Below are 3,887 nucleotides of genomic sequence, written 5' to 3'. Positions count from 1 at the left end.
GGGCCGGGCCGGGAGCCCGCCGCGGGCGCCGGGGCCCCGCGGCTCTGGGCGGGCACCACCTCGGCGGCCGTCGACGAGGCCACCCGGCTGTTCCGCCGCTGCCGGGCGCTGCCCTGGCTGCGCCAAGTGGACGAAGCCCTCACCGCCCCCGGGCCGGAACCGGTGCCGGCCGTGCCGGAGGCGCTGGACGCCCTGGACACGCTCGCCGCGATGGAGCGTCAGGTCGCCGCGCTGGTCATGGAGGGCGCCACCAACCGGGAGATCGCGGCCCGGCTGTTCATCAGCGTGAAGACGGTGGAGGCCACCCTGACCCGGGTCTACCGCAAGCTGGGGATCCGCTCTCGGGTGGACATCGTCCGATTGGCGGCAGGTCGACGGGCGCACTGAGCACGGCTCTTGTTAACTGAGCCGGACCGAGGGTTTTCCCTCACCCCAACCCCCTAGGGGGTTCCCTCATTGGGAGCCGAGGGTTCCGGGTCCTAGCGTAAAGGGCGTGCCGCTCGCCCGGGCACACGGGGGTCGGTCCCTTCCCCGAGCTCCCGACCGCGCTCGGTCAGGGGGGACCCCGCCCGTGCACAACCCCCACACCCGCGCGACCCCCCACCGGTGCAACCCCCACTGAGGAGACTCATGTTCGGGCCCAGACGTGTGAGAAAGACCGCCGCGACCCTGGTCGCCACCGCCGCCGCGGCGGCGACCGCGCTGCTCGCCTCCCCCACGGCGAGCGCCGCCCCCCAGCCCATCGTCGGCGGTACGACCACCACGACGACCGCGTACCCGTTCATGATGCAGATCACGGACGCGTCCCAGAACCAGTTCTGCGGCGGCACCCTGGTGGCGCCCAAGAAGGTCGTGACCGCCGCCCACTGCATGGTCGGGGAGTCCACGAGCAGCGTCCGCGTGGTCGGTGGCCGGACGTACCTGAACGGCACCAACGGCACGGTGAGCCGGGTCAGCAAGATCTGGATCAACCCGGACTACACGGACGCCACGAACGGCGACGACGTGGCCGTGCTGACCCTCTCGACGTCGATGCCGTACACCGCGGCGAAGTACGTCACCTCGTCCCAGACGGGCGTCTACGCGGCCGGCACCACGGCCCGGATCCTCGGCTGGGGCACCACCTCGGAGAACGGCAGCTCCTCCAACCAGCTGCGGACCGCGACCGTCCCGGTCGTGTCCGACTCCAGCTGCCGCTCCTCCTACGGTTCGGACTTCGTCCAGTCCGACATGGTCTGCGCCGGATACACGTCCGGTGGCGTCGACACCTGCCAGGGCGACAGCGGCGGTCCCCTGATCATCGGGGGCGTCCTGGCAGGGATCACTTCCTGGGGCGAGGGGTGCGCGGAGGCGGGTTACCCGGGTGTCTACACCCGGCTGACCACCTTCTCGGACCTGGTGACCGCACAGGTCAACTCGTGACCCGGAAGATTTCCCGAGCACCCCTCGGGTGATTGCCAGGGGGCGTTGCGAGCCACCACGAGCGGCCCGCAACGCCCCCGATCCATTTCGGGGCCGGCGGAACGCCCCCCGGACCGCCGGGGCGGTCAGGGCGGTCCGGGCGACGAGCGGTCGCAGACCGACGGCAGCCAGGTCAGGCCCCGCGTGCCGCTGAGAGTGTCCAGGGAGCGCAACAGGGCGTCCAAGTGGCCGGGGTGGGCGAGGAATTCGATCGCCGCCTCGGCGAAGGCGTCGCGCACCGCGGGCGGCATGGCGTCGGAGGCGTCGAAGCAGTGCACCGCCCGCTCGTCGCGCAGGACGCGGGCGAGCGAGCCGTGCCAGGTGGAACCGGCGTCGTCGGGGCCGGGCTCCACGCCCGCGTGGACGGAGAAGCCGGACTCGCGCGCGGTCCAGGCACGCTGGGCGTCGGCCGAGGCCAGGTGGCGGATCAGCTTCTTCGCCTGCGGGGTGTCGTGCAGCAGCGCGACCAGGTCGCCGGAGACCTCCCAGGCGCGGGTGGCGCCCGCTCCGAAGAGCAGCTGGGCGGAGGGTGCGTAGCGGCCGTCGGCGCGCTGCCAGGCGGGCTGATTGCGGATGAACGACGCCTGGTGTTCCAGGAGGCAGCCGCGTGGGGTCGCGGCGACCGGCTCCGACGCCGACTGGTACGGGGTCTTCAGGGCCCGGCGGACCAGGTCCTCGTCGCCGCCGGCGCCGACCAGGCCGCCCCAGGTGGTCCACGCCCCCTTCACCTGCTTCGACCGCCACGGCAGATCACCGCGTGCCCAGCGCGCGTAGACGTCGGGGCCGTACCGCTGGAGCAGGATGTCCTCGATCCAGTCGGTGCCGGGCCAGCCGCTGGTGGCGCCGGAGCCCATGCCGAGGCACCACCGGGCCGGGTCGCGCACCGCCTGGCGGCGCTGCTGCTCACCGACGCCGGCCGGGTACCAGACGATGCTCTTCAGGTCGGCCTTGAGCGGGAACCAGTACACGTGCCCGTCCGCCAGCGGGGTGGCCCAGGACGTGCCGAAGTCCTCGCGGTCGACCAGGCCGTCGAGGGCCACGAGGTGCTTCTGGCGGGCGTACTCGGCGAGCTCGCCGGGGCCGGTGAGCACCACCAGGTCGGGCGGTGTCCCGGCCTCGACGTCGGCACCGAGCACCTGGCTCTCGGCGTTGCTGCCCTGGTAGTCGACGTGGATGCGGTACTTCCGCTCGAACGGCTCGATGACCGCCTCGCGGAAGTTCCGCTCGTCCTGGCCGGTCCAGTTGGCCAGCAGGGTGACGGTCGGCTCCTGCCCGAGGGCGCGGACGCCCACCACGACGGCCGCCGCCACGAGGACCAGGCAGCTCGCCAGCACGGTGAGGGTGCGGGCCGGGCGGCGGGCGGAAGGGGGGCCGGGGGCGGCCGGCGCGTGGCCGGTGCGCGCGCTCACCGGGGCCTGAACCGGTAGTCGTCGATGTGCCGCCGCAGGCCCGTCTCGGCCAGTGCCATGAGCAGGACGCCTCCTATCAGGATCCACACCGCCGCTGCCGCGCGGAAACCGGTGCCGGCCAGGTACGAGGCGGTGTGCCGCCCCGCGTCGGGGATCTGCCGTCCGGGCAGCGGACGGTCGAGCAGGTCACGGGTGTCCGCCATGCCCTGGTGGGTCCACACCGTGAACAGCACCGCGACGCCGAGGCCCGCGCACAGCAGGGCCCCCGCGGCGATGAGCCGGCGGTTGTAGCGGCGCCGGAAGCGGTGCCGCAGGAAACGCTGGGTCTCCAGCAACACCGCGGCGAGGGCGAGGGTGAGCAGCAGGGTCGCGCTCCAGGCGCACCACAGCAGCGGGCCGAACGAGGTCTGCCGGTGCACCGCGGCGCGCTGCTGCCGTTGCAGCGCCTTCAGCCGGGCCTGTATCCCGGAGCCCTCCTCCGTCAGGATGCTGGTGGCGTAACTGAGGTACGCCTCGCGCAGCACGCTGCCGTCGGGCTGGAGTTGGGACTGCTGGACCTTGACGGAGTAGACGGTGATCAGTCCGGCGACCGTCTGCAGGGCCTGCCGGTCCGCCGCCGCGCCGACGTCGTCGGCCGCGGCGGCGGCCAGACTCTGCGCGGCGACCGAGATCTGCTTCTGGAAGTCACTGGTGGGGGCCGGCGCGCCGGCGTCCCGTTGCGCCTGGCCGAGCGCGTACAGCGCGGTGTCCAGGGACAGGACGGCGGGGGCGCTGGAGGTGCGCAGCGGGTCCGCGTCGCCGTGCACGCCCTGGTACGACACGAACAGGGACAGCGTGAGCAGGGCCGACAGGGCCAGCAGCAGACGACGGCGGACGGCGAGGTCGTACGCGGTCGTGCTGTCGCCCGCCGGGGGGCGCCGCCCGGCACCGGGGAGCCGGGCGAGCAGCCGGCCGAGGGGGCCGGGTGACCACCCGGGGCCGCGCGTCCCGGCCGGGTGTGCCGGCCGGCGCCGGGCG

The 3,887-nt window shown here is 73.8% G+C and carries 4 protein-coding genes; 2 read left to right on the top strand and 2 right to left on the bottom strand.

Annotation, left to right across the window (positions count from 1 at the left end):
• Together GT045_RS26675 and GT045_RS26670 are read left to right on the top strand one after the other, a co-directional pair.
• Positions 1-387 (top strand): LuxR family transcriptional regulator (locus GT045_RS26675; RefSeq protein ID WP_237538895.1); only part of this gene is annotated, 387 nt, incomplete at its 5' end.
• A gap of 243 nt (positions 388-630) precedes the next feature.
• On the top strand, positions 631-1,422 hold the full coding sequence (locus tag GT045_RS26670) for a serine protease (RefSeq protein WP_161288953.1): 792 nt from the start codon (positions 631-633) through the stop codon (positions 1,420-1,422).
• Positions 1,423-1,547: 125 nt separating this feature from the next.
• Here GT045_RS26670 and GT045_RS26665 read toward each other — a convergent pair whose 3' ends face one another.
• On the bottom strand, positions 1,548-2,870 hold the full coding sequence (locus GT045_RS26665; protein ID WP_161335718.1) for an ABC transporter substrate-binding protein: 1,323 nt from the start codon (positions 2,868-2,870) through the stop codon (positions 1,548-1,550).
• The coding region (locus GT045_RS26660) for a hypothetical protein (protein ID WP_237538894.1) at positions 2,867-3,887 on the bottom strand (1,021 nt) is incomplete at its 5' end. The genes GT045_RS26665 and GT045_RS26660, both read right to left, overlap by 4 nt.

The organism is Streptomyces sp. SID486 (genome assembly GCF_009865385.1).
GTDB lineage: Bacteria > Actinomycetota > Actinomycetes > Streptomycetales > Streptomycetaceae > Streptomyces.
This window is presented reverse-complemented; position numbering and strand designations above follow the sequence as displayed.